The sequence below is a fragment of the Acidiphilium sp. JA12-A1 genome (assembly GCF_000724705.2).
Lineage (GTDB): Bacteria > Pseudomonadota > Alphaproteobacteria > Acetobacterales > Acetobacteraceae > Acidiphilium > Acidiphilium multivorum.
Genome location: NZ_JFHO01000062.1, coordinates 124,439 through 144,138 on the forward strand (window position 1 = coordinate 124,439; position 19,700 = coordinate 144,138).

The 19,700-nt window shown below is 68.3% G+C and carries 16 protein-coding genes and 1 pseudogene; all 17 read right to left on the bottom strand.

Annotated elements, in window-relative coordinates; translation table 11 throughout:
- Positions 1 to 35: 35 nt before the first annotated feature.
- Complete coding sequence (locus RT91_RS12355) at positions 36 to 3,995, bottom strand: translocation/assembly module TamB domain-containing protein (protein ID WP_035187509.1); 3,960 nt, start codon at positions 3,993 to 3,995, stop codon at positions 36 to 38.
- Positions 3,995 to 5,887 carry an autotransporter assembly complex family protein gene (locus RT91_RS12360; protein WP_240314281.1) on the bottom strand — a complete coding sequence of 631 codons (1,893 nt, stop codon included), beginning with the start codon at positions 5,885 to 5,887 and terminating at the stop codon, positions 3,995 to 3,997. Before RT91_RS12360 ends, RT91_RS12355 begins: the two co-directional genes overlap by 1 nt.
- Positions 5,888 to 5,995: 108 nt before the next feature.
- Entirely contained in the window at positions 5,996 to 6,970 is a 975-nt protein-coding gene (locus RT91_RS12365) for an RluA family pseudouridine synthase (protein ID WP_035187511.1), read from the bottom strand.
- Entirely contained in the window at positions 6,967 to 8,301 is a 1,335-nt protein-coding gene (locus tag RT91_RS12370; RefSeq protein ID WP_035187513.1) for a replication-associated recombination protein A, read from the bottom strand. The genes RT91_RS12365 and RT91_RS12370 overlap by 4 nt, the downstream gene beginning before the upstream one ends.
- Before the next feature lie 14 nt (positions 8,302 to 8,315).
- The gene (locus RT91_RS12375; protein ID WP_011941320.1) at positions 8,316 to 9,128 is read right to left on the bottom strand and encodes a DUF2272 domain-containing protein; all 813 of its coding nucleotides are present in this window, start codon (positions 9,126 to 9,128) and stop codon (positions 8,316 to 8,318) included.
- Entirely contained in the window at positions 9,125 to 10,228 is a 1,104-nt protein-coding gene (gene mtnA / locus RT91_RS12380; RefSeq protein ID WP_035187514.1) for an S-methyl-5-thioribose-1-phosphate isomerase, read from the bottom strand. The genes RT91_RS12375 and mtnA overlap by 4 nt, the downstream gene beginning before the upstream one ends.
- A 123-nt stretch (positions 10,229 to 10,351) precedes the next feature.
- A complete protein-coding gene (locus tag RT91_RS12385) occupies positions 10,352 to 10,840 on the bottom strand; it encodes a UPF0262 family protein (RefSeq protein WP_007423040.1) in 489 nt (162 codons plus the stop codon).
- Entirely contained in the window at positions 10,833 to 11,285 is a 453-nt protein-coding gene (locus RT91_RS12390) for a DUF983 domain-containing protein (RefSeq protein WP_231295403.1), read from the bottom strand. The genes RT91_RS12385 and RT91_RS12390 overlap by 8 nt, the downstream gene beginning before the upstream one ends.
- Positions 11,286 to 11,732: 447 nt before the next feature.
- Positions 11,733 to 12,437 carry a hypothetical protein gene (locus RT91_RS22885; RefSeq protein ID WP_154653519.1) on the bottom strand — a complete coding sequence of 235 codons (705 nt, stop codon included), beginning with the start codon at positions 12,435 to 12,437 and terminating at the stop codon, positions 11,733 to 11,735.
- A gap of 188 nt (positions 12,438 to 12,625) precedes the next feature.
- A complete protein-coding gene (locus RT91_RS12400) occupies positions 12,626 to 13,453 on the bottom strand; it encodes a cell envelope integrity EipB family protein (protein WP_011941317.1) in 828 nt (275 codons plus the stop codon).
- Positions 13,450 to 15,636, bottom strand: a complete 2,187-nt coding sequence (uvrB, locus tag RT91_RS12405; RefSeq protein WP_035187516.1) for an excinuclease ABC subunit UvrB — start codon at positions 15,634 to 15,636, stop codon at positions 13,450 to 13,452. The genes RT91_RS12400 and uvrB overlap by 4 nt, the downstream gene beginning before the upstream one ends.
- A 28-nt stretch (positions 15,637 to 15,664) precedes the next feature.
- A complete protein-coding gene (locus RT91_RS12410; protein ID WP_007423045.1) occupies positions 15,665 to 16,138 on the bottom strand; it encodes a phasin family protein in 474 nt (157 codons plus the stop codon).
- A gap of 83 nt (positions 16,139 to 16,221) precedes the next feature.
- Entirely contained in the window at positions 16,222 to 16,875 is a 654-nt protein-coding gene (locus RT91_RS12415; protein WP_035187517.1) for a hypothetical protein, read from the bottom strand.
- 69 nt (positions 16,876 to 16,944) lie between these two features.
- Positions 16,945 to 17,493, bottom strand: a complete 549-nt coding sequence (locus tag RT91_RS12420; RefSeq protein WP_007423047.1) for a demethoxyubiquinone hydroxylase family protein — start codon at positions 17,491 to 17,493, stop codon at positions 16,945 to 16,947.
- Positions 17,490 to 17,966, bottom strand: a complete 477-nt coding sequence (locus RT91_RS12425) for a disulfide bond formation protein B (RefSeq protein WP_007423049.1) — start codon at positions 17,964 to 17,966, stop codon at positions 17,490 to 17,492. Before RT91_RS12425 ends, RT91_RS12420 begins: the two co-directional genes overlap by 4 nt.
- Positions 17,967 to 18,061: 95 nt before the next feature.
- Complete coding sequence (locus RT91_RS12430; protein ID WP_035187518.1) at positions 18,062 to 18,535, bottom strand: peroxiredoxin; 474 nt, start codon at positions 18,533 to 18,535, stop codon at positions 18,062 to 18,064.
- Positions 18,532 to 19,700: pseudogene (locus RT91_RS12435) on the bottom strand (glutamate-ammonia-ligase adenylyltransferase); the annotation flags it as partial. The gene RT91_RS12430 and the pseudogene RT91_RS12435, both read right to left, overlap by 4 nt.

Sequence of the window (19,700 nt, forward strand, 5' to 3'; positions counted from 1 at the left end):
CCCGGAGGATCGGGAAGTGCTCTGGGCGCACCCGTTCAGTAATCGAACTGATAGGTCAGGCCGACCGATTCGCCGGGGCGGGTGGTGCCGCCGGTGCCGCTGTTCGACTGCACTTCGGTTTTCAGTTTCAGGCCCTTGTAGAGATTGATCTCGACTTTCGCGCCGGTGCCGCCGCCGGTCGCGGATTGCTGGGCACCGACATAGACGCCGGGGGCGACGTAACGGCCGGCATTGATCGTCGGCGCGCTGGTGCCGCCGCCGATCGAAAGCTGGTCGAGCCCAAGCGCACTGCGCAGTCCGCCCACCACATCCGGCCCGCCGCCGCCGATTCCTGCGAGTTCGGCCAGCGAGGCTGCGAGCGAAGCCGCCTGCAGCGCCGAAAGATTCTGCGTGCTGGAACCGTAGAGCAGATGCGCCAGCACCTCGTCCGATGGCAGCGAGGGTGAGCTGGAGAGGGTGATCTTCGGCGCGCTCGCCTCGCCGGTGAGCGCCAGGGTTGAGACGGTGCCGTCCGAGGCGGTGCCGCTCACCTCGAGGTCGATCACCGGCATCATGCCGTTGCCATTGAACCGGACGGTGCCACGGCTGAGGTTCAGCGTCTGGCCACCGAGATTGAAATAGCCGCGGATCAGGTGGAAGCCGCCCGTCGGCTGGGGCGAGGCGAGCGTGCCGCCGACATGCAGCCGCCCGCCGAGATTGGCGAACAGGCCCTTGCCGCGCACGAACACCTCGTTGCGGGCATCGACCGTGAGGTCGAGCGCCACGGGGGGCGCGGGCGCGGTGGGAGGCGGAGGGCGTGCGCCCTTGCGCCGGATATCGAGCTTGACCACCGAGGGCGGCAGGCCTTGCGGGATCTGAATATTCGCCGTCTCGATCGCGATGGTGCCGGCGAGCCTGGTGCCGGTGTCGATGTCGCCGGTGAGGCTGAGCGCGCCGCCGAGGCGCTCGGTCAGGATGTCGCTCGCGATCGGACTCGCGTGATGGAAGGCGATCCGCAGATCGACCGGCATCGGCTTCGCGAGGCCGAACGTGCCGGAACCGTCGATCGTGCCGACTCCGGCCTTGGCCGAGAGACGGTCGAGCCGGATGGTGCGGCCAGCAGCGGTGATCGTGGCGTCGATCGCCGACAGGTCGAGCCCGCTGGCAATGTTCTGCACCCGGCCGCCGGCAAGGGTGAGCGTGCCGGCGGCGCCTGGCGCGGCTAGCGTGCCGGTGACCCGGAGATCGGGTGTCAGGATGCCACCGACCACGGTGCCGCCGGCGGCGGTAAGCGGGTCGACCAGGCGGAGATCAGTACGGCCGTTCAGGGCGAGGTCGATCTTCCCCGCCGCCGAGAGCGGCGCAGTGCCAGCGAGTGTGAGGTCGGCCCGGTTGCCGAGGGCAAGGCGCGCGGTGCCGCGGACGCTCTGGCCGAGCAGGGTTTCATGGGCGGTGAGATCAGCCGGCGGCAGCGACGAGGCCGGGCCGGTGAGCAGGCGCATGGACTTCGCCGCAAGATCGACCGTGCCCCGCGGCGCGCGCGGCGTGCCGGTGAGACGGGCGCGGGCGGTGACGATGCCGGAGGCAGCGAGTTTCGGATCGGCCGCATGGAGCAAAGAGGCCGAGAGATTGTCGAGCCGGAACGACAGGTCCATCGGGCCGGTGAGCGCGAGCGGGGCGGTGCCGTCAAGGCTGAGGCGGGCGGAGCCGAGGGTTGCGGCAATGGTGCCGCGCAGGGCGTGGCCGCGCAGGGTCTCGCGGGCGGCGAGTGTTGCGCGCGGCAGCTTCGCGCCGGGGCCGGTGGCGAGGCCGAGCCCCCTGCCCTGCAGCGCGATCGTGCCGGTGGGGGCGGCGAGCGTGCCGGTGAGATGGGCGGTGGCGTCGAGCAGGCCGGTGGCGGCGAGTTTCGGATCGGCGGCGCGGGCGATGCCGGCGGGGAGGTTGGTGATTTTCGCGGCGAGGTCGAGCGACGGGCGGATCGTGCCGTCAGCGGTGATCCGCGCCGCACCGCCGAGGCCGCCCAGGGCCAAGGCGAGATGGCGGATCGAGGTGGTCGTACCGGCGCTGATGGTGGCCGGGCCAAGCAGGCGAGCGGTGACGCCGCGGGCGGCGGCGTCGAGTTTCGCTAGGCGGATGGTGCGGGTCTTGCCATCGAGCATGGCACCGAGATCGAGCTGCGCCGGCTTGCCGGCGAGGCGCGCGAAGCGGCCCGCGGCGGTGACGGCGAGCGCGGTCTCGCTGCCCTTGGCGGTGAGGGTGAGGTTGCCGGCTGCCGCCTTGGTATCAACGCCGGTGAGGGTCGCGGTGGCGTCGATCGAGGGGGGCTGGGCAAGATGGTCGATCGTTGCGTCGATCCGCGCGGCGCGGAGCGAGGCGGTCCTGCCGTCGGTCAGGTGGCTGGCGGTGAGCGCGATGGCAGCGGGCTGGCCGGATTTGTGGGTGAAATCGGCGGTGAACGCGCCGGCGAGCTTCATGTGCAGCAGCGGGGCGAGATCGGCGAGACGGGCCATGGCGAGGTGCATCGCGCCGTCCGGCAGCATCGCGCCCGGGGCGCGGGTGATGCGCCCCTGCCCGCGCAGCGATTTCCAGGACAGGGTCTTCAGGTCGAGATCGACCGCGCCGGCGGCGCTGCGGGCGAAGGCGGCGCTGAGAGAGAGCGGGGAATCGTAGAGCGAGCCGGTGCCCGTGAGGTTTCCCTGCGGCGCGCCGGGCAAATGGGTGGCGTCGATGGTGACATGGAACGGGCCGGATTTCACGCCCTTCGCGGTCACGAGACCGTCGACCGTACCGTGCAGGGCGAGATTGTCGGTCGGGCCGTCGATGGCGAGGTTTTCGGTGACGTGGCCGGCGAGTTGCGGATCGACCAGACCAATATCAGGCTGGATGAGCGTGCCCTTGAGGGCGACATGCAACCTTGTTGCGGTGCCGGCGAGTTTCACCTTCAGGGCGGCCATGTCGAGCGTCAGGCTGTGGATGGTGGTTTTGCCGCCGGCAAGGGTGAAATCGCCCGCGAGCATGGCGCGTTTGCCGACCAGGACGGGGACCGGTTTCGTCGCCTTCGTGATCTCGACCGTGTCGTCGAAGTGAAGTGTCGTGGCGCCGCGCTGATGCTTCGCGACGACGTGCAGGACGGTGCGGCCGCCGAGCGTCTGCTTGCCGAGGGCGGCATAGGGCGCGAGTTCGGGAATGGTGATGGTGAGATCGCCGCCGGGGGCGGTTTGCGAGAGGTCGACCGTGCCGGTGCCGCGCGCCTTGAGGTCGCCGAGGGCGCTGGCGAACCGGAGGGCGGCATGGTCGCGCGGACCGGCGATGGTCAGCGAGAGATCGACCGGCTTCTTCGCGAGATCGGGCTGGCTGGCGATGCCGGCGAAGGCGGCGATGGGGCCGCCAGGCGGTTCGTGGACGGTGAGATGCGCGTTCACCCTGTTGGCATCGAGGGTCGCGGCGAGGCGGTAGGTGCCGGGGCCGGCAAGTGAGGTGGCGTCGATCTCGGCGGCGATGGTCTCAAGCGACTTCGCCCGGGCGTGGCCCGTGATCTTCAGCGCCAGCGCGTGGCCGAGCACGGGTTTCGCGATGGCAAGGCGGCCGATTTTAAGATGGCCAAGAACCAGCGCGACTTTCGGGATGCCGCTCGCGGCGGATGGTTTCGGCTTCGGTTTCGCGGCCGCGGGGACCGGCTGGCGCAGGATGTCGATGCGCTTCGCGGTGAGGTCGCTGATGTCGATCATGCGGTGCAGGAGCGAAAATGGCGACCAGCGAAGGACGGCATCGTCGATCACGAGATACCGGCCTTTGCGGTCAGCGATCGCGATGCGCCGTGCCGCGATATATTTCGGGAAATGGCCGGCGAGGCCGGTGATCCTGACCGTGCCGCCGGAGAGCGCGTTGATTTCGTGCGTGGCGAAGTTGCGGCCGGCGCCGGTGTTCAGCGCGATGTCGAGCGCGAGGACGGCAAGGACCGGCAGGGCGATCAGGATGGCGACGATCCACAGGATGACTTTGAAGACCCGGCGCATCAGAAGGCCTGTCCGAGACCGATATAGACGGCGAAGGAGGAACTGCCGGGTGCGCGGTTGAGCGGGACGCCGACATCGACGCGCAGCGGGCCGATGCCGGTGTAGTAGAGCAGGCCGAGACCGGCACCGACGCGCAGCGTGCCGGTGAAGGGTGTGCCGTTGGCCGAGACCTGGCCGGCATCGATGAAGGGGGCGACGCCGAAATGCTTGCCGATGCGCTGACGGAATTCGGTCTCCAGTGCGTCGATCGCGGTGCCGCCCTCGGGAATGCCATCGGGGAAGAGCGGGCCGACGGTCTGGTAGGTGAAGCCGCGCACGGTGCCGGTGCCGCCGGCGTAGAAGCGCTGGTCGGGCGGAATCTGGAATTGCGAGGCGCCGAAGATGCGGCCGAGCACGCCGTGCAGCGCCAGCACGCCGCGGCCGGGAGCTTCGAGATTGATGTAGGTGCTGCCAGTAAATTCGGTGATGACGAAGGGTTTTGCGCCGGCACCGAGGGCGAGCGTTGGGGTGACGTGCAGTGCGAGCTTCACACCGCGTGTGGGATTGAGGAGCGAATTCGCCGTGTTGTAGGACAGGGTCACGGGAAGCTGGAGCAGGCGGTAGGTACGGCTGACTCCCTGCTGGTTCACCTTCTCGAAAACGAAGCCGGCGCCGTAGTCGAGCGTCAGATGCGGGGCGAGCGGATGGGCGATGGCGGCGCTGCCAAGAAAGGCGGTGCGGCTGTAGGCGGGCAGGTATTGTTTCAGCGCCTCGATCGTGGCGACGAGCGACTGGCCGGGCCGGATGAAATCGGGCACGCGGTAGGTTGCCTTCGCATCGTAGCCAGGGGCGACGACGTAAGTGTGCTTGCCGAAAGTCGCTGTCTGGCTGCGGCCGCTGCCGGCGATGCCGGTGGCGCCGAGCGACAAGGTGAGGCTCTGCGCCTCGCCGAACAGGTCGCGGTCGGTCCAGGAGACATTGGCATCGATGCCGAGATCGGAGGAATATGAAGCGCCGAGGGCGACGGTGTGGCGCTTGCGCTCGCGCACCGTGAAGGTGACGGGCACCTGGCCGGCGGGGCGCGGCGCGGCGGCCGTGCTGGCGGTGACGGAGGAAAACACGCCGAGGCCGAGCAATTGGTCGCGCGAGGCGTCCAGCGCCTTCTGGCTGTAGCGCTGGCCAGGCTTGAGCGCGATGTGCCGGGCCATGAAGCGGCCGTTCATCCGTTGCATGCCAGTGAAGGTGATGCTGCCGACATCGACGCGCGGACCCATCGAGACCGGATAGGTGACAGAAAGCGTGTGCGTCGCGTCATCGGCCTCGGCCACGGGCGGGGAGACCTTCGCGAAGGCGTAACCAAGATTGCGCAGCCTCGTTTCCAGCCGGACGGCAGCGCCGACGAGGGGAGCTGCGGTGGCAGGTTCGCCCGGACTCACGCCGAGTGCGGCGGCGGCGGCGGGATCGGCGAGGCCGGGCGTGCTGACCGCGCCGACATGGTAGAGCGGGCCTTTCGCGATCGCCACGCGGACGCGCGCGGGCGGGCTGGCCGGCGCCTTGCGCAGCAGGTCGGGCAGGGCGGGATCGGACAGGGTATGGCCGTCGATCGTGATGGTCACCTTGCCGGAATCGTAGCCCTCGCTTTCCAGCACAGTGAGGAAAGTCTTGCGGTCGGCACGGGCACGGGCGATCAGCGCGAAGGGACCGACCTCGAGCTTGCGGCGCAGGGTTTCGAGGCTCGAGCTCTGGCGGATCAGCTTGTCGAGCGGCGCGTCGCCGGTGGGGACGAAGGTCACGTCGTAGGGTTGCGGATCGGCGGCGTGGACGGTGGGCACGGGGACCAGCGCGCCGGCGGCGACGGCAAGCCCCATGATATGCACAAAACCGGGCGGAATACGCGGAAAGCCGCGTTTCACGCTGCGAAATCGTCGCTCCTCCATCATTTCAGGAGATAGGGGCATGTGCACGGATGCGCCATGCCGCCAAAGGAACGACGAGACTCACGATCTCGTGATATCTCTCCGTCAGCCGCGCCGGGCCGGGGTGGCGTGCGGCGCGGTGAACCCGAGTGTCGCGAAGGTGGTTTTCATGTGCGCCGGCAGTTCCGCCTCGACGCTGAGCCGGCCGCCGCGCGGATGCGGCAGGACCAGGCGGCGGGCGTGCAGATGCAGCTGGCGGGGGAACCCCTCGGCGAAGGCGAGGTGCTCGCCATAGGGGGCATCGCCGAGGATCGGCGTGCCGATTGCGGCGCAATGGGCGCGCAACTGGTGGGTGCGGCCGGTGAGCGGATGCAGTTCGAGCCAGGAGAATTTCCGCCCGGCATGGTCGAGGGTGCGGTAGTCGGTGATTGCTTTCGCGGCATCCTCGTCGTCGCGGTCGGCGGGGCGGGTGCGCGCGCCCTGCGCGCCGCCGATGCGGGCGAGCGGCAGGTCGATCTGGCCTTCCATCGGGATCGGCAGGCCGACGACGATGGCCCAATAGGTCTTTTCCATGTCGCGGCCGCGGAAGGCGGCGGCGAGGCGGTTGGCGGCGAAGGCGTTGCGGGCGAGGACGAGCACGCCGGACGTGTCGCGGTCGAGCCGGTGGACGAGGCGGGGGCGCTCGGCGGCGTCGAAGCGGAGCGCGTCGAGCATGCCGTCGAGATGCCTGGCGATACCCTTGCCGCCCTGGGTGGCGAGGCCGGCGGGCTTGTCGATCACCAGCACGTCGGCATCGCGGTGCAGGATGCGGGCGTTCAGCTCCTTGACGTCCCATTCATTGGCCACGACCGTCTGGCGCGGTTTCGGCGCCGGGGTTTCGGACACCGGCGGAATCCGCACCGCCTGGCCGGCGGCGAGATGGGTCGAGGCCTCGGCGCGCTTGCCGTCCACCCTCACCTGCCCGGTCCGGCAGAATTTCTGGATCGCCCCCTGGGTGAGGCCTGGATGCAGGCTACGAAGAAAGCGGTCGAGCCGCATGTCGGCCTGGTCGGGCCCGACGGTGACGATGCGGACGCTCATTCGCGGTCCTCCCTGAGTTTGGCCCAGTGCAGCAGGCGGCGCTTGATCTCCTGTTCGGCGCCGCGTCCGGCGGGGCGGTAGAAGGTTTCGCGGCTCATGCCGTCGGGGAAATAGGTCTGGCCGGAAAAGGCCTCTTCGCTGTCGTGGTCGTATTCGTAGCCGGCGCCGTAGCCGAGGTTTTTCATGAGCTTCGTGGGAGCGTTGAGGATATGGGCGGGCGGCATCAGGCTGCCGGTGGCCTGGGCGGCGCGGCGGGCGGCGCCGAAGGCACGGTAGGCGGCGTTCGATTTCGGAGCCGTCGCGAGGTAGAGCACGAGCTGGGCGATGGCAAGATCGCCCTCCGGGCTGCCGAGCCGCTCATAGGCCTCCCAGGCGGCGATGGCCTGGGTGAGCGCACCCGGATCGGCGAGGCCGATATCCTCGACGGCGAAGCGGGTCAGGCGGCGGGCGATGTAGCGCGGGTCCTCGCCGCCGGCGAGCATGCGGGCATACCAGTAGAGCGCGGCGTCGGGGTCGGAGCCGCGCATCGATTTGTGCAGGGCGGAAATGAGGTTGTAGTGCTCCTCGCGGTCGCGATCGTAGAGGGCGGCGCGGCGGGCGATGATGGTGGCGAGTGCCGCTTCGTCGAGCGGTGCCGACGGATTCGCGGCGAAGAGCTGCTCGGCCATGTTGAGGATGGCGCGGCCATCGCCATCCGCCATCGCACGGAGTGCCGCGCGGGCGGCATCGGTGAGGGCGAGCTTGCGCGCCATCACGGCTTCGGCCCGGCGCAGCAGCTGTTCCAGCGCATCGTCGTCGAGGCGGCGGAGGACGAGGACCTGGCAGCGGGAGAGCAGCGCGCCGTTCAGCTCGAAGGACGGGTTTTCGGTGGTCGCGCCGACAAGCGTGATGGTGCCCTCTTCGACCACGGGCAGGAACCCGTCCTGCTGGGCGCGGTTGAAGCGGTGGATCTCGTCGACGAAGAGCAGCGTGCGCGCGCCGGTGCGGCGGCGGCGGGCGGCCTCCTCGAAGACGCGCTTGAGATCGGCGACACCGGAGAACACGGCGGAGATCTGGACGAAGACGAGGCCGGCGCGGTCGGCCAGCAGGCGGGCGATGGTCGTCTTGCCGACGCCGGGCGGGCCCCAGAGGATGAGCGAGGCGAGGCTGCCGCGTTCGAGCATGCGGGTGAGCGTGCCGTCCGGCCCGACGAGATGCGGCTGGCCGATCACCTCGGCAAGTTCGCGCGGGCGCAGGCGCTCGGCCAGCGGCACCGCGCCGCGCGGGGCGGATGTCTGCGCGGGCGCGGCCTCGCCGAAAAGATCGCCGTCGGGGGATGGGGTGCGGGCCATCGCGCCTCTATAGTTCAATCGCGCCGGTACAGCACGCGCAGCACGACGAACCAGTCATACCGCGGATCGACGATCGTGCCGTCGCGGTGCAGGAGGGTGCCGCTCGCGGTGAGCGGGACATGGGTAAGTGCCACCGTGTTGTCGACATTGCCGCCGATGACGGAAAGTTCCGACGGTGTGGCGGCGACGACGATGGCGCAATGTGCGGGAAAATATCCCCTGGTGGGAAGATCGGCATAAGTGATGTGGGCAGCGCTGGCGCGGCCGGCGCAGATGAGGTCACCGGGCGCGGGCGCGTGGGTTTCGGGATTTTCGGCGAGGAGTTCGGGATGTTTCGCGCCGTCATGGGCGGCACGCCAGGCGGCGTCGATATAACGTGCATGGTCCGCCGCGTAGGGGAAGCGCGGGCCGGCACCGGCCATGCGCATGACATACGAGATGAAGGCGGCGGACCAGGCGTAGCTTCCGTTCACCGCGCGGGGAAAGACGCGCCCCGCCGCGTCGTGCTTGCCGGTCCAGCGATCTTCGGGATGGCCAGCGTTCATGCCGATCCACCAGTAGAGCCCGACTTCCTGCCAGCCGGCATTGTCGCGCTCCTGCAGCGCGGGGGGCGATAACACGGGTTCGTCATCGGCGGGGCCGTCGATGACGGGGCTGCCCCAGTAGCGCCATTCGCCTTCGGCGATGCGGATGGCGGCACCGCGGGAGAACGCGGCATAGGGCTTGTTGGCGAAGGGCGGCGCGTGCGCGTCCGGCCGCGCCGCACAACCCGCCAGCGCGGCGAGGATCGCGACGAGACCGAGACGGCGAAGCGCCGCCGTGCTCACGCCGCCGTCTGCAGCGCCTGGTCGGGGAACATCGCGGCCAGTGCCCGCTCGTTCGCCGCACAGATGCCGCGCTCGGTGATGAGGCCGGAGACGAGGCGCGCGGGGGTAACGTCGAAGGCGGGGTTGGCGGCAGTGCTGTCCTTGGGGACGATGCGGACCGTCAGCATCGAACCGTCGAGCGCGCGGCCGGTGATGGTGGTGACCTCTGCCGGGGCGCGTTCCTCGATCGGGATCGAGCCGAGCCCATCGGCGATCGTCCAGTCGATCGTCGAGGAGGGCAGCGCCACGTAGAATGGCACGCCATTGTCGCGCGCGGCGAGCGCCTTCAGGTAGGTGCCGATCTTGTTGGCGACATCGCCGGCGCGGGTGACACGGTCGGTGCCGACGATGACCATGTCGACCTCGCCGCGCTGCATGAAATGGCCGCCGGCATTGTCGACGATCACCGTGTGCGGCACGCCATGCTTGCCGAGTTCCCAGGCGGTGAGCGAGAAACCCTGGTTGCGCGGGCGGGTTTCATCGACGAGGACGTGAACATCGATGCCGGCGTCGTGCGCCATGTAGATCGGCGCGAGCGCGGTGCCCCAGTCGACCGTCGCGATCCAGCCGGCATTGCAATGGGTGAGAATGTTGACGCGGCGGCGGCCCTGCGCGCGGGCGCGGATGAGGCCGAGACCGTGCTCGCCGATGGCGCGGTTGGTCGCCACATCCTCGTCGCAGATCGCGGCGGCCCCGGCATAAGCGGCATCGGCGCGCTCGGCGGGCGGATGGGCGGAGAGCGCGCGCTGCATCCGCACGAGCGCCCAGCGGAGATTGATCGCGGTCGGCCGCGTCGCGGCGAGCATGGGCACGACCGTCTCCAGCGCTTCATCCGACGGATCGGCGCGCATGGCCAGTGCGACGCCATAGGCGGCGGTGGCGCCGATCAGCGGGGCGCCGCGCACGAGCATCGCGCTGATCGCATGCGCGATCTGCTCGGGCGTGGTCAGCCGGGGAATCTCGATGGCCCAGGGAAGCTTGGTCTGGTCGATGATCCGGACCGACCAGCGGTCGGCGTCGTCGACCCAGATCGAACGATAGGGCGTGCCGTCGATTTTCATCTCTCACCTCGAGTCTGCTTCTGCCGATCTGGCGCGAGGCGGGTTGCCGCGTCAATCGCCGTGCACGCATGGCGCGCTCATGCGCGATGATTTCGCGCGCTTACGCGCGATGGTTTGGCGCGCTTACGCGCGACGATGCAGCGCACAGATGAGGGTGAAGAGGCGGCGGGCGGTGTCGAAATCGAGCAGCACCTTGCCGTCGAGCCGCGCCATCACGAGTTCGGCGCCCTCGTTGTGCAGGCCGCGACGGCCCATGTCGATCGCCTGGATGCGTGCCTCGCGGCCTTCAGCGACCGCGGTCGCGTAGCTGTCGAGCAGCATCTGGTAGTCGCGGATCATCGAGCGGAATGGGCCGGGTGCGAGGACGAGGGTTTGCAACGTTTCATCGGCCTCGTCGCGCACGTCGAAGACGAGGCGGCCATCCTGCACGGAAAGGTGAAGGATCGTGACGGCGTCGGGATGTGTGCCGAGGGCGAAACGGTTGTCAGCGGCTAGATCGGCGATCGCCTGGTTGCGGTCGGCCTCCTGCATCGGCGAGAGCGCGCCGCCGATATCCTCGTCGAGCACGACGCGACGCAGGCGGCCGCGGATTTCCGCCGCGCCGTCAGCCATTGCCCGGCGTCGCCCGGATTGCTGCAGGACGCAGGAGATTGACCTTGAGCATGATCGCAAGCGTCGCTCCCTTCACTGGCCGCAACAGCAGAAGAAGAAGAGCGAGCGCGAGCGGCACGAAGATGACGAGCGACTCCACCCAACTCATGCCGCCATCCTCGTCTGCCAGCACCATCGACAGGATCACGATGTGCAGGGCGATGACAAGCGTAAGATAGATCGGCGCGTCGTCGCACGGCACCCGGCCGAGCGGCGCGGCGCAGATCGGGCATTCGCGACGGACCCTGAGATATCCTTCAAAAGCGGAAACCTTGCCGCATGACGGGCAACGCATGCGGATGCCGCGACCGATGGCCGTGCGCCACCCCGGCATGGCAACCGCAGATCTCGTCCGCTGACGCGATGCGATCCAGTTGATCTCGGTGTCTTCGACCACAGCCGGCATTCCCACGGCAAGGTCTGGAACCATCTCCAGACGGCTGCATGATCGGACTGATCCGGCCGCGGCGCAAGTGTTTCGCGCAGTTGGTCCGACAGACGTGGCGCGCACACGGAACCGGCACGATAATGCGCTCGACAGTCAAGGCGGATGCACGAAACGTGTTGCGCGGATGACGACAGAAAAAAAAATCGGTCAGTCTATGGAATTCGCGATGCTTTTTGTTGACATTTCACATTCATACGGTGGATAGCGGAAATTGCGTGCGCCGCGCGATTCGCGTCGCAATTCTGTCAATAGCCGATCGGTCAAATCGAGTATCGCACGCGAAAGGGAAGGACGGTCGCTGGCAGCGAACCAGCGAAGCCAGGCCTCGAAGCGAAGGACAGACTGCCGGCAGAATGATGAAGACCACGATGGCGTCAGTTGAGCTAACAACATATGGAGATCCTATCAAAGCTCCATCCCTGTCACAGCACATGCTGTGGCATCGTGTTTTCCGGTTTTCGTTTCCATTTCGCATCCGGTCGATCGCGTCCCCTGTAACCCCGAGCGAAGGAGTAATCTCGTGACCAGACAAACCGAAGACCGCGCACAGGCCCTGGCCGTGCGCGCCAGCACAAAGACGGCCAAACCGAAGGCTGCTGCCAAGCCGGCGGCAAAAGCTGTGGCAGCGAAGCCTGCGGCGAAGGCAAAGCCGAAGGCGGTGCCTGCAAAAATGACGACAGTAAAGGCCGTCGCAAAGAAGCCGACGGCGACCAAGGCTGCCGCCAAACCGCCCGCGAAGGCCGCGAAGCCGGCAGCGAAGACTGCCGCGCCGAAGGCCGCCGCAAAGCCGGCCACGAAAACAGCGACTGCGAAGGCTGCGCCGAAGAAGGCGGCCGCCGCCAAGGCCGCACCTGCCAAGACTCCGGCCAAGACCGCCGCGAAGGCAGCGCCGAAGAAGGCCGCCACCGCCAAGGCCGCGGCAAAGCCCGCAGCGAAGGCAACCGCCGTGAAGGCTGCACCGAAGAAGGCCTCCGCTGCGAAGTCCACTACGGCTGCCGCGCCGAAGGCGAAGCGGACCGCGGCAACGACCCGCAAGACAGCAAACGGGAAGCCGACCAGCGCCGCGCGGCCGACACCGACCCGCCGCACCGCGAAGCCTGTTGTCGCCAAGACGCCGGCACGGCGCACCCGCAAGAGCGCCGAACCGGCACCTGCGCCAGTGCCGACGGCGACGGAGGGTGGCGAGGGCAGCAACTGACGCCCTCGCTGGTCTTCAACCACGAAAGCACGGGTTCGCCCAAACGAGACCGCCGGCCAGGAACACTGACCGGCGGTTCGGCATTTACGGGTTCGCTGTCTCAGCCTTTCGGCGTTGGCGCCGACGGGACGGCTTTGCCGGACGGACAGGTATCCTTCAGGATGGTCAGCGCGGTCAGCTTGCCGTCCATCACGAAATTACCGAAATCGAGCCGCACGTCACGCGAGACGCCGTTGGTGAAATAGCGCATCTGCGTGCGGAAATCCGGTTCGTCATCTTTTTCGGTGCGCGGCCAGAAGCCGATATCGACGAGGGTCGAGGGCAGTTTTGACAGATGCGCGAAGCGGTCGTGATGCGCCGCCTGCCGCTCGAGAATGGCGACGAAGGTATGCTCGGCGCCATGGGTCGAGGTGCCATCGAACAGCGGCGGATCGATATAGGGCTTTCCGGCTTCGGCGGCCTCAAGGATCGCCCTGGTGTGGGCCATCGGGAACAGCGTGCCGGGCGGAAGCTTTTCGGTGCGGCCTTTCGGGACGAGATAGGTAACCTCCCCGCCTTTCGGCCCCATCACCGCAGTACCCTGATCCTGCACCTCCATCTTCTTGCCGTCGCCCTGGCGGAGCAGAAAGGTGAAGCGGTGGCCGTTCTTCGCTTCCCAGGTATCGTAGTCGCTGGTGGTGCGGCTCAGGGTGCCATCCTGGTTGCGGATCAGCAACGTCATCTTCTGGGTGACGGTATAGGCGTCGCAGGTATTGCGCACGTCGAATTCGAGGCGGCCGGTGGCGCCGGTGACGGAATGGCCGCGCACTTTCGAAAGGGCGAGCGTGTAGGTGGCATTCTGCCCGACAAGGTGGATCGGCGAGGCAGCGGCAGCAACAGCGGGGAGTGCGAGGGCGGCAAGCAGGGCTGCCGTGAGGACGGGTTTCATGGGCCGCGCCTCCGGCGGCCGCCGCGCCGCTTGTCGGGGTCGTATCCACCGCCGCCGGGGCCGAGCGGTTCGGGCGTGCGGTTGCGAGGCCTGCGCTGCGGTGACGAACTCGGTGCAGGCGGCGGCGTCAGCCCGAGTTCGAGCGCCTCGAGCCGCTTGATTTCGTCGCGCAGCCGCGCGGCTTCCTCGAATTCCAGATCGGCCGCGGCGTTACGCATGCGTTTCTCCAGTTCTGCGATGGTCGACTTCAGATCCTTGCCGACGAATTCGGTAGCGCCGCTGTCGCGGATCGGCGCGACGGTGACGTAATCCTGTTCATACACCGAATGCATGATCTCGCCGATCTGCTTTTTCACGCTTTGCGGCGTGATGCCGTGCGCCTCGTTCCACGCGGTCTGCTTGGCGCGGCGGCGCTCGGTTTCGTCGATCGCGTATTTGAGGCTGCGGGTCATCGTGTCGGCATAAAGGATGACCCGACCATCGACATTGCGGGCGGCGCGGCCGATCGTCTGCACCAGCGAGGTCGCGGAGCGGAGGAAGCCCTCCTTGTCGGCATCGAGAATGGCGACGAGCATGCATTCGGGAATGTCGAGCCCCTCGCGCAGCAGGTTGATGCCGACCAGAACGTCATAGGCGCCGAGCCGGAGATCGCGGATGATCTCGATGCGTTCGAGCGTGTCGACATCCGAATGCAGGTAGCGCACGCGAACACCGTTTTCGGTGAGGTATTCGGTGAGGTCCTCGGCCATGCGCTTGGTGAGCGTGGTCACCAACACGCGGCCGCCGGCCTGCGAGGTGGTGCGGCATTCGGCGAGAAGATCGTCCACCTGATGCTCGACGGGGCGGACATCGATGACGGGATCGACCAGGCCGGTCGGGCGGATAACCTGCTCGGCGAAGACGCCGCCTGTGCGCTCCATCTCCCACGGCCCAGGCGTGGCGGAGACGAACACGGTCTGCGGCCGGAAGCTCTCCCATTCCTCGAATTTCAGCGGCCGGTTGTCGATGCAGGAGGGCAGGCGGAAGCCGAATTCGGAGAGGATCGACTTGCGCGCGAAGTCACCCTTGAACATGCCGCCGATCTGCGGAACGGTGACATGGCTCTCATCGACGATGAGCAGCGCGTTATCGGGCAGGTATTCGAACAGGGTGGGCGGCGGATCGCCCGGATTGCGGCCGGAGAGATAGCGCGAATAGTTTTCGATTCCCTTGCAGGAACCTGTGGTTTCCATCATCTCGATGTCGAAGGTGGTGCGCTGCTGCAGCCGCTCGGCCTCGAGCAGCTTGCCAGTTTCGGTGAATTCGTGCAGCCGCTGCTGGAGTTCTACCTTGATCTTGCCAATCGCCTGGGTGAGTGTCGGGCGCGGGGTGACGTAGTGGCTGTTGGCGTAGATCGCGATGGCCGGCAGGTCGGTCACCTTCTCGCCGGTCAGCGGGTCGAATTCGGCGATGCTCTCGATCTCGTCGCCGAACAGGGTGACACGCCAGGCGCGGTCCTCGTACTGGCTCGGAAAGATGTCCACCGTTTCACCGCGCAGGCGGAAGGTGCCGCGCTGAAAAGCGGCGTCGTTGCGGCGGTATTGTAGTTCGACCAGCGCCTTGGCGAGACGGTCGCGGTCGATCGAGCCGCCGACTTCGAGGCGGACGACCATCTGGCTGTAGGTCTCGACCGAGCCAATGCCGTAGATGCAGGAGACGGAGGCGACGATGATGACATCGCCGCGCTCGAGCAGCGCCTGGGTGGCGGCGTGGCGCATGCGGTCGATCGCCTCGTTGATCTGCGCGTCCTTCTCTATGTAGGTGTCGGTGCGCGGGACATAGGCTTCGGGCTGGTAGTAATCGTAGTAGGAGACGAAGTATTCCACCGCGTTTTCCGGGAAGAACGACTTCATCTCGGCATAGAGCTGGGCGGCAAGGGTCTTGTTGGGGGCGAGGATCAGCGCCGGGCGCTGCACCTGCTCGATCACCTTCGCCATCGTGAAGGTCTTGCCCGAGCCGGTGACGCCGAGCAGGACCTGGTCGCGCTCGCCCTGCCGCACGCCGCGGACGAGATCGGCGATCGCGCCCGGCTGGTCGCCGGAGGGTTCGTATTCGGAGACGACGCGGAGCGGCTTGTGCATCGGCCGCGCCCCCTGGCGTTCGGGAATGAACGGGAGGCGGGGCGCGGCGATCGTGGCGGTCATGCGGGACGGGTCAGGCGGAGCGGAGCGGTCACGATTTCTTCTTGGGTTCGACGAGATGTTTCATCTCGTCCATCGCCTCGGAGAAGCGCTTGTTGAGGGTTTCCACTGCGTCGTGGCTGGAGCGCTGGATGAGGTCGCCAAGGTCGCGCATGTTGGCCACCGCGCTCTCATAGGCGTGCTTGAGCAGTTCGGCCTGTTGCGCCGCACGGTCCTGCGGGGTGGAGACGGAGGACAGGTTGCGGAGTTGTTCGGAGAGGTCGGCCATGGTTTTCTGCATGATTTCCATGTGCCGGCGCGCTACCGCTTGGGCCCCCTCGAGGGCGACGCGGTTGGCCTCCGACAGCGCCTCGAGATTGCGGCGATAGGCGGCGAGCACAACCTCCGCATCCGCCATCGCAGGGACCTTGATGGAACTGAACGCCTTGGTGAAGTCGAAATCCGGCATGAAGGCCGACATCGGGTTATGCTCGGCGCCATGCTTGGATTTGGGGGATTCGGCCATGGAATGACTCCTCTCATGGGGCTGTGGGGCAGTACTTTCTACCCCGCGCAAGTCTAGACCCGGCACTGTGAAATCGCGAGGGGCTATGCGTTGTCCGCCGCTTCGTCAGAAAGGTCAGGGTCGGGGGTGAACGGCGCGTCGCCGGCGGGATCGGCTGCCATCGGCGCGCGGGGGAGCCCAGCGAATTGCAGGGCGGCCTGCTCGGCACGCATCAGCGCGACATCGAGCGCGGCCATGGTGGCGGACAGGTCCTCGGACTCGTCGCGCAGCCAGGCGCGTAGCGTCCAGGCCCAGACGGCGAGCAGGCCGCGCTTGCGGATGGCGCCGCGCAAGCCGGCGGAGGAAATGCCCGCGCCTTCCAGCATCCAGCCCATCGCGGCGAGATTGGCGCGGGTGAGCCAGCAGGCGAGCAGCGGGTCCGTGGGGGCGTGGCGCATCAGGGCGATCACGCCGGCGCGATGCTGCTGAAGAAAGTCGATCCGGCGCATGATGAGATCGAACAATCGGTCGCGCACCGCTCCATCCGTCGCGGCCCCGTGAAGGGCGTGCATGTCGGCAAGGCGGCCGAAGCGGGCGAGGATCATGCCGGAGCAGGCGAAGCTGCGGCGGGCGCGGTCGAGATCCAGCCCGCCATGGCGCGCGGCGGCGGCGACGGAGACGCGGCGCCACCCCTGTGCGGCGCCCAGCTCGAAGGCGGCCCTGACGAGATCCTGCTCGAAGCGTTCCGTGCTGCTCATGCATCGAGATGTAGGACGGCCGGGCGCCGCTGCCAACCGCCCTGCCCTTTCGTTGGGGCGCGCGGCTGCTCAGATCCGTTCGCTGATCGCGATGGCAGCGCGGCAGCCGGCGCGGATGGTGCCCGAGAGCAAACGGTAGAACGGCGCCTGCTCGGCCTCGTTGGCAAGGCCGATATCGCGGTGTTCCAGCTCCTCCTGGCGGAAGGTCTCGATCGTCGCGGAAAGCTCGGGCTCCGCATCGCCCAGGCGGTCGCGCTGGGCGGCGTAATGCGCATCGATGGTTTCCTCGACGGCGACGGTGCAGGCCATGGCAGCGCGCGGGCCCATCGCCGCGGTGGCGGCGCCGAGGGCGAAGCCGGCGATGCGCCAAAGCGGCAGCAGCGCCGTCGGGCGCACCCGGCGCTCGCCGATCAGGCGCGAGAACGTATCGAGATGGACCTGCTCCTGCGCCTTCATATGGCGCAGCGTGTCGCCGTGGCGCCCGCGGCCGAGCACGGCGAGCTGGCCGGCATAGATCTGCTTGGCACCGAACTCGCCGGCATGGTCAACCCGGATCATGCGGGCGATTTCCGCGCGCGGCGGACGATCGCCGGGGAGATAGTCGATGTCTTTGCTCATGCGTTGCTCCGTCTATCGCGGAAGATATGCGCACTTGCCGCCAGCGCCACCACCAGCGACCAGATCAGGTCCATCGTCGCGAAGGAGACCGGCAGGCCGGGGATGAGGAAGACCGGCGCGTCGCACGAGGCGGAAGGGCGGAGCGGCAGGTTGGCGCCGAAGGAGGGCGGCGGCGCGTTGCATTCCGGCAGCGGGCTCTTCCACCAGTGCTGCTCGGCGCCGACATGGACGAAGGCGATCGCCACGTTGACGAAGAGCGCCAGCGCGGCGAGGCCGATCAGCACTCGTGCCGGCAGGCGCGGCAGGATCGCCGCGAGAATGCCGAGGGCGGCGGCGATGCGCCAGGGCCAGCGCTCGATATAGCAGAGCGGGCATGGGATCATCCGCAGCACGTCCTGGGCGAAATAGGCGGTGCCGAGGGCGGCGAAAGCGGCAAGGGCGAGAAAGAGACCGTAACGCCGGTGCGATGTCATGCTGCGGATATGCCGGAGCGGTTGGCGGCGCGCAATGCGGCGGGGCGCAAGCCGGGCATCACGATCCGTGGCGCCGGTGGCCCCGCCAGGCGGGGTCATGCCTTCTGAAGTGCGGCGGCGGCGTTCATCACCGCCTTGGCGTGGCCGGGCACCTTCACGCCGCGCCATGCTTTCGCGATGCGGCCATCCGCCCCGACGAGGAAGGTCGAGCGGTCGATCCCCATGTATTTGCGGCCATACATCGACTTCTCGACCCAAGCGCCGAAGGCCTCGACCACGGCACCGGATTCGTCGGAGGCGAGCGGGAAGGCGAGATTGTATTTGGCGGCGAATTTCTCCAGCGCCGGCATCTTGTCCTTCGAGACACCGATGACGTCGATACCGATGCCGCCGAGTGCCGGCAGCGCCTCCTGGAAGGCGCAGGCCTCCTTGGTGCAGCCGGGCGTGTCGGCCTTCGGATAGAAATAGAGAATGAAGGGCCTGCCCTTGTATCCGGCCCGCGAAACGGTGCGCCCGCCGGTCGCGGGCAGGGTGAAATCCGGCGCCTGGTCGCCTTCGGCAACGCTCATGCTGTGTCTCCTCGTGGATTGGTGATGCCGCGCGGATCGCCGAGATGGCGCACGAAGGACGTGCGGACGACGGCGGCCTGCGCCTCCATCGTGGCGATGATCCCGTCGAAATCAAGCGCGCCGGCGGCGGCGAGAATGGGGGCAAGGGCGGATTTCGGAGAGTCCGGGCGGGGATCGGCGAGGCCGGTGATGCGGCGCATGGCCTGCACGGCGCGATACCATCGGTCTGCCGCCGCGAGCGCGCCGGCCTCGGCGGGGTCGAGCGCGCCGCAGGCCTCAAGTTCCGCCAGCGCCTCGGCGGTGCGCTGGCGGAACCGCGAGGGCGCGCCGCGGAAATGGACGAGTTGCAGCGCCTCGGCGATGAAGCCGAGCTCCATCATGCCGCCGGCGCGGTGCTTGAGGTCGAACGGGCCGGCGGGCGGCGCATCGCGCGCGAGGCGGGCGCGCATCGCCACCGTGTCGGCGCACGTGGTCGCGGGCGGGATATCGCGCGCAAGGGCGGCGCGGATTTCGGCATCGACCACCGGCGCGAAGCCGCGAGTGGCGGCGAGCACGCGCGCACGGGTCAGCGCCAGGCGTTCCCACGTCCAGGCCTCCTCGGCGTGGTAGCGGCGGAAGGCGGCGAGCGAGACGGCGACCGGCCCCTTGTTGCCGGAGGGGCGGAGCCGCATGTCGACCGCGTAGATCGCCCCCTCGGCACCGGGAGCGGTGATGGCAGCGACCAGCGCATGGGCGAGACGCAGGAAATACTGGCTGGGCGGCAGGCGGGCGGCGGCGGCTTCGGGCGGGTGGTCGTAGATCAGCATCAGGTCAAGATCGGAGCCGGGCTGCATCTCGCGCGCGCCGACGCGGCCGAGGGCGACGATGGCGAAGCGCCCGCCCCGCACCCGGCCGTGGCGGGCGGCGAAATCGGCCATCACCCGCGGCAGCAGCGCGGCCAGCGCGGCATCGGCGAGGTCGGTGCGCCAGAGCGAGGCCTGGTCGGCGCCGATGCGGCGCTCCAGCGTCGCGACCGCGAGGTGGAATTCCTCGCGCCGGACGAAGCGGCGCAGCGTGTCGAGCGCGGTTTCGAGATCGGCGGCGTCGCGCAGCAGGCGGCGCAGCGCCGGGCCGGGGCGGGTGAAGCGGGCAACCGGGGCGAGCAGCGCATCGAGCGCGCCGGGAT

What these genes read in the sequence shown, in the direction of transcription:
- RT91_RS12425 (WP_007423049.1), bottom strand. Translation starts at nt 17,966, where the DNA reads ATGACATCGCACCGGCGTTACGGTCTCTTTCTCGCCCTTGCCGCTTTC.
- RT91_RS12385 (WP_007423040.1), bottom strand. Translation starts at nt 10,840, where the DNA reads ATGGCTGACGGCGCGGCGGAAATCCGCGGCCGCCTGCGTCGCGTCGTG.
- RT91_RS12365 (WP_035187511.1), bottom strand. Translation starts at nt 6,970, where the DNA reads ATGAGCGTCCGCATCGTCACCGTCGGGCCCGACCAGGCCGACATGCGG.
- RT91_RS12400 (WP_011941317.1), bottom strand. Translation starts at nt 13,453, where the DNA reads ATGAAACCCGTCCTCACGGCAGCCCTGCTTGCCGCCCTCGCACTCCCC.
- RT91_RS12390 (WP_231295403.1), bottom strand. Translation starts at nt 11,285, where the DNA reads ATGCCGGCTGTGGTCGAAGACACCGAGATCAACTGGATCGCATCGCGT.
- RT91_RS12430 (WP_035187518.1), bottom strand. Translation starts at nt 18,535, where the DNA reads ATGAGCGTTGCCGAAGGCGACCAGGCGCCGGATTTCACCCTGCCCGCG.
- RT91_RS12415 (WP_035187517.1), bottom strand. Translation starts at nt 16,875, where the DNA reads ATGAGCAGCACGGAACGCTTCGAGCAGGATCTCGTCAGGGCCGCCTTC.
- uvrB (WP_035187516.1), bottom strand. Translation starts at nt 15,636, where the DNA reads ATGACCGCCACGATCGCCGCGCCCCGCCTCCCGTTCATTCCCGAACGC.
- mtnA (WP_035187514.1), bottom strand. Translation starts at nt 10,228, where the DNA reads ATGAAAATCGACGGCACGCCCTATCGTTCGATCTGGGTCGACGACGCC.
- RT91_RS12420 (WP_007423047.1), bottom strand. Translation starts at nt 17,493, where the DNA reads ATGAGCAAAGACATCGACTATCTCCCCGGCGATCGTCCGCCGCGCGCG.
- RT91_RS12370 (WP_035187513.1), bottom strand. Translation starts at nt 8,301, where the DNA reads ATGGCCCGCACCCCATCCCCCGACGGCGATCTTTTCGGCGAGGCCGCG.
- RT91_RS12355 (WP_035187509.1), bottom strand. Translation starts at nt 3,995, where the DNA reads ATGCGCCGGGTCTTCAAAGTCATCCTGTGGATCGTCGCCATCCTGATC.
- RT91_RS12410 (WP_007423045.1), bottom strand. Translation starts at nt 16,138, where the DNA reads ATGGCCGAATCCCCCAAATCCAAGCATGGCGCCGAGCATAACCCGATG.